The organism is Klebsiella sp. Ech2A (assembly GCF_030078455.1).
GTDB classification, from domain to species: Bacteria; Pseudomonadota; Gammaproteobacteria; order Enterobacterales; family Enterobacteriaceae; genus Klebsiella; species Klebsiella terrigena.
Window position 1 is genome coordinate 1 of record NZ_JAQGFU010000286.1, and the last position, 3,963, is coordinate 3,963.

The 3,963-nt window shown below is 62.8% G+C and carries 4 protein-coding genes and 1 pseudogene; 4 read left to right on the top strand and 1 reads right to left on the bottom strand.

The window, feature by feature from the left end; all coding sequences use genetic code 11:
* From entA to PFH44_RS25510, 4 genes and pseudogenes are all read left to right on the top strand, one after another.
* Window positions 1-351: pseudogene (entA, locus tag PFH44_RS25495) on the top strand (2,3-dihydro-2,3-dihydroxybenzoate dehydrogenase EntA); the annotation flags it as partial.
* Complete coding sequence (entH, locus tag PFH44_RS25500; RefSeq protein ID WP_283826558.1) at window positions 352-765, top strand: proofreading thioesterase EntH; 414 nt, start codon at window positions 352-354, stop codon at window positions 763-765.
* Between the two features lie 258 nt (window positions 766-1,023).
* A complete protein-coding gene (cstA, locus tag PFH44_RS25505) occupies window positions 1,024-3,129 on the top strand; it encodes a pyruvate/proton symporter CstA (RefSeq protein ID WP_237372876.1) in 2,106 nt (701 codons plus the stop codon).
* A 62-nt stretch (window positions 3,130-3,191) separates the two neighbouring features.
* A complete protein-coding gene (locus PFH44_RS25510; RefSeq protein ID WP_041144534.1) occupies window positions 3,192-3,389 on the top strand; it encodes a YbdD/YjiX family protein in 198 nt (65 codons plus the stop codon).
* A 91-nt stretch (window positions 3,390-3,480) separates the two neighbouring features.
* Here PFH44_RS25510 and PFH44_RS25515 read toward each other — a convergent pair.
* Window positions 3,481-3,963, bottom strand: a 483-nt coding sequence (locus tag PFH44_RS25515; protein ID WP_283826560.1) for a dehydroquinate synthase/iron-containing alcohol dehydrogenase family protein, incomplete at its 5' end; no start/stop codon positions are given.

Here is a 3,963-nt window from a genome sequence, read left to right on the forward strand (position 1 = left end):
GCCGCGCATACGCCGGGCATCGGCATGAGCGCCTACGGCGCGTCGAAAGCGGCGCTGAAGAGCCTGGCGCTGACCGTCGGGCTTGAGCTGGCGGGCAGCGGAGTGCGCTGCAACCTCGTCTCGCCGGGCTCAACCGACACCGATATGCAGCGCACTCTGTGGGTCAGCGATGACGCCGAGCAGCAGCGCATTCGCGGTTTTGGCGAGCAGTTCAAGCTCGGCATTCCTCTGGGTAAGATCGCCCGGCCGCAGGAGATCGCCAGCACCATTTTGTTCCTCGCCTCTCATCACGCCAGCCATATCACGCTGCAGGATATCGTGGTTGACGGCGGCTCGACGCTGGGGGCATAGATGGCCTGGAAACGTCAGCTGACGCTGGAGGCGCTTAACGCCACCAGCGCGAATACGATGGTGGCCCATCTCGGCATTATCTATACCCGGCTGGAAGAGGGCCTGCTGGAGGCCGAAATGCCGGTCGACGCCCGCACCCATCAGCCCTTTGGCCTGCTGCACGGCGGCGCGTCGGCGGCGCTGGCGGAGACGCTGGGTTCGATGGCCGGCTGGCTGATGACCGAAGAGGGCCAGTGCGTGGTCGGCACCGAGCTGAACGCCACCCATCATCGGGCGGTTTCCAGCGGGAAGGTTCGCGGCGAGTGCCGTCCTCTGCACCTCGGCCGCCAGGGGCAAAGCTGGGAAATTGCCGTCTTCGACGAACGCGGACGGCGCTGCTGCACCTGCCGCCTGGGCACCGCGGTGCTCGGCTAGCTCTCCATCTTCCCCCGGCTCGCGCCGGGTCCCGTCCGGGCCAGGGTTTTATTTCTGTAGCCTGACCGGGCGCGGCGCGGGCGTCTTTCTGACACCGTGGTTTTCATCCATTTTCCTGCCAGAAGTGATCTCGCTAGCAATGTGAGATAAATCCCTGCCTGCGGGCGACATCTCCAGGGTTTCGACGTTGTTAAAATCTGCGTTGTGTTCTAGAAACAAAATGTAACAGATTGATTACCCTACCCGTGGAACCCGATAATGAATAATTCAGGGAAATACCTCATCTGGACACTGCTCTCCGTCATCGGAGCCTTTGCCCTCGGCTACATAGCCTTAAACCGCGGCGAACAGATTAATGCGCTATGGATTGTCGTGGCGGCGGTCTGTATCTATCTGATTGCCTATCGCTTCTATGGCCTCTACATCGCCAAAAACGTGCTGGCGGTTGACCCGACGCGGATGACGCCCGCGGTGCGGCACAACGACGGCCTCGACTACGTTCCGACCGATAAAAAAGTGCTGTTCGGTCACCATTTTGCGGCCATTGCCGGCGCGGGGCCGCTGGTCGGGCCGGTGCTGGCGGCGCAGATGGGCTACCTGCCGGGGATGATCTGGCTCCTCGCCGGCGTGGTGCTGGCCGGCGCGGTGCAGGACTTTATGGTGCTGTTTGTTTCGACCCGCCGCGACGGCCGCTCGCTCGGCGAGCTGGTGAAAGAGGAGATGGGGCCCACCGCCGGGGTGCTGGCGCTGGTGGCCTGCTTTATGATCATGGTGATCATCCTCGCGGTGCTGGCGATGATCGTAGTGAAAGCGCTGACCCACAGCCCGTGGGGAACCTACACCGTCGCCTTCACCATCCCGCTGGCGGTGTTTATGGGGATCTACATTCGCTATCTGCGCCCGGGGCGCATCGGCGAAGTGTCGGTGATTGGCCTGGTGATGCTGGTGTTTGCCATCGTCTCCGGCGGATGGGTTGCCGAAAGCGCGACCTGGGCGCCGTGGTTTGACTACACCGGCGTGCAGCTGACCTGGATTCTGGTGGGCTACGGCTTTATCGCCTCGGTGCTGCCGGTGTGGCTGCTGCTGGCCCCGCGCGACTACCTCTCGACCTTCCTGAAAATCGGCACCATCGTCGGGCTGGCGATCGGTATCCTGATCATGCGCCCGACGCTGACTATGCCGGCGCTGACCAAGTTTATTGACGGCACCGGCCCGGTGTGGAGCGGCAGCATGTTCCCGTTCCTGTTTATCACCATCGCCTGCGGCGCCGTGTCGGGCTTCCACGCGCTGATCGCCTCCGGCACCACGCCGAAAATGCTGGCCAACGAAGGCCAGGCCTGCTTTATCGGCTATGGCGGCATGCTGATGGAATCATTCGTTGCCATTATGGCGCTGGTGGCGGCCTGCGTGATCGACCCCGGCGTCTACTTTGCGATGAATAGCCCGCTGGCGGTGCTGGCGCCGGCCGGGACCACCGACGTGGTGGCGTCCGCCGCGCAGGTGGTCAGCAGCTGGGGCTTCACCATCACCCCGGATACGCTGCGCCAGATAGCCAGCGAGGTCGGCGAACAGTCGATTATCTCGCGTGCCGGCGGCGCACCGACGCTGGCGGTCGGGATGGCCTACATTCTGCACGGCTCGCTGGGCGGCCTGATGGACGTTGCCTTCTGGTACCACTTCGCCATTCTGTTTGAAGCGCTGTTTATTCTGACGGCGGTGGATGCCGGCACCCGCGCGGCGCGCTTTATGCTGCAGGATCTGCTCGGCGTGATAAGCCCGGGGCTGAAGAAAACCAGCTCGCTGCCGGCGAACCTGCTGGCGACGGCGCTGTGCGTACTGGCGTGGGGCTACTTCCTGCACCAGGGGGTGGTGGATCCGCTCGGCGGGATTAACACCCTGTGGCCGCTGTTCGGCATCGCCAACCAGATGCTGGCGGGGATGGCGCTGATGCTCTGTGCGGTGGTACTGTTTAAAATGAAGCGTCAGCGCTATGCGTGGGTGGCGCTGCTGCCTACCTCGTGGCTGCTTATTTGCACCCTGACCGCCGGCTGGCAGAAGTCGTTCAGCCCGGATACCAAAGTGGGCTTCCTGGCGATCGCCAATAAGTTCCAGGCGATGATCGACAGCGGTGCGATCCCGCCGCAGTACACCGAATCCCAGCTGGCGCAGCTGGTCTTTAACAACCGCCTGGATGCCGGCCTGACCATCTTCTTTATGGTGGTGGTAGTGGTGCTGGCGCTGTTCTCAATCAAAACCGCGCTGGCGGCGCTGAAAGAGGACCATCCTACTGCCAGAGAGACGCCGTACGAACCGATGCCCGCCGACGCCGAGAGCCTGATAACCCAGGCGAAACGCGCGCATTAGCCAGCCGGTTTTTGTTAGCCAAATCCTCTCCCGTAAGGGAGAGGATGATGTGAGAGAGAAAAATGTTCGATACCCTTTCGAAAGCGGGAAAATACTTAGGCCAGGCGGCAAAGATGATGATTGGCGTGCCTGATTACGATAACTACGTCGCCCATATTCGCCAGACCCACCCTGAGCAGACGCCGATGACCTATGAAGAGTTCTTCCGCGAGCGTCAGGACGCGCGCTACGGCGGCAAGGGCGGCGCGAAGTGCTGCTAGGCCGCTCCCTCAGTCGTTAAGCCCCTTATCTATGCCGGCCCGCCGCGGGAAACCTCTTCGGCGGCCGGGCCTTTCTCACGCTTTCCCGCGCTCAGTGTACCTGCCGATGGAAATTTTCCACTTTCTCAAAGGCGGACATCAGGGTCTGCGGGGTCAGCTCCACCGGCAGGAAGTGGATCGACTCCACCGGGCGCAGCGTATGGGCAATTACCTTCTCCAGCTCGGCCTGGTTGTGGATATCCACGTCGAGCTCCGCGAGGGTGGTCGGCAGGTTAAAGCGCTGATATGCGCTCACCAGCTGGGCTAAAACCTCGTCCTGGCCGAGCAGGGCGCTCTGCACCAGAATGCCGTAGGCGACCTTGGTGCCGTGGAGAAACTTCTCCGTTTGCGGCAGCACCGTCAGGCCGTTGTGCACCGCGTGGGCCGCCGCCACCCGGGTATAGCGCTCGCCGAGGCCGCCGACCATTCCGCCGCCGGCGATAATCGCATCGATAACGTCCAGCAGCGGCTGGCTCAGCTCGCCTCGCTGCCGGTCGGCGAGCGCCGTTTCGCTGCTCTCCAGCCGAACGTCGCG

Excerpts from the sequence above, each read along its gene's own strand:
- cstA (WP_237372876.1), top strand. The coding sequence starts at position 1,024 with ATGAATAATTCAGGGAAATACCTCATCTGGACACTGCTCTCCGTCATC.
- PFH44_RS25510 (WP_041144534.1), top strand. The coding sequence starts at position 3,192 with ATGTTCGATACCCTTTCGAAAGCGGGAAAATACTTAGGCCAGGCGGCA.
- entH (WP_283826558.1), top strand. The coding sequence starts at position 352 with ATGGCCTGGAAACGTCAGCTGACGCTGGAGGCGCTTAACGCCACCAGC.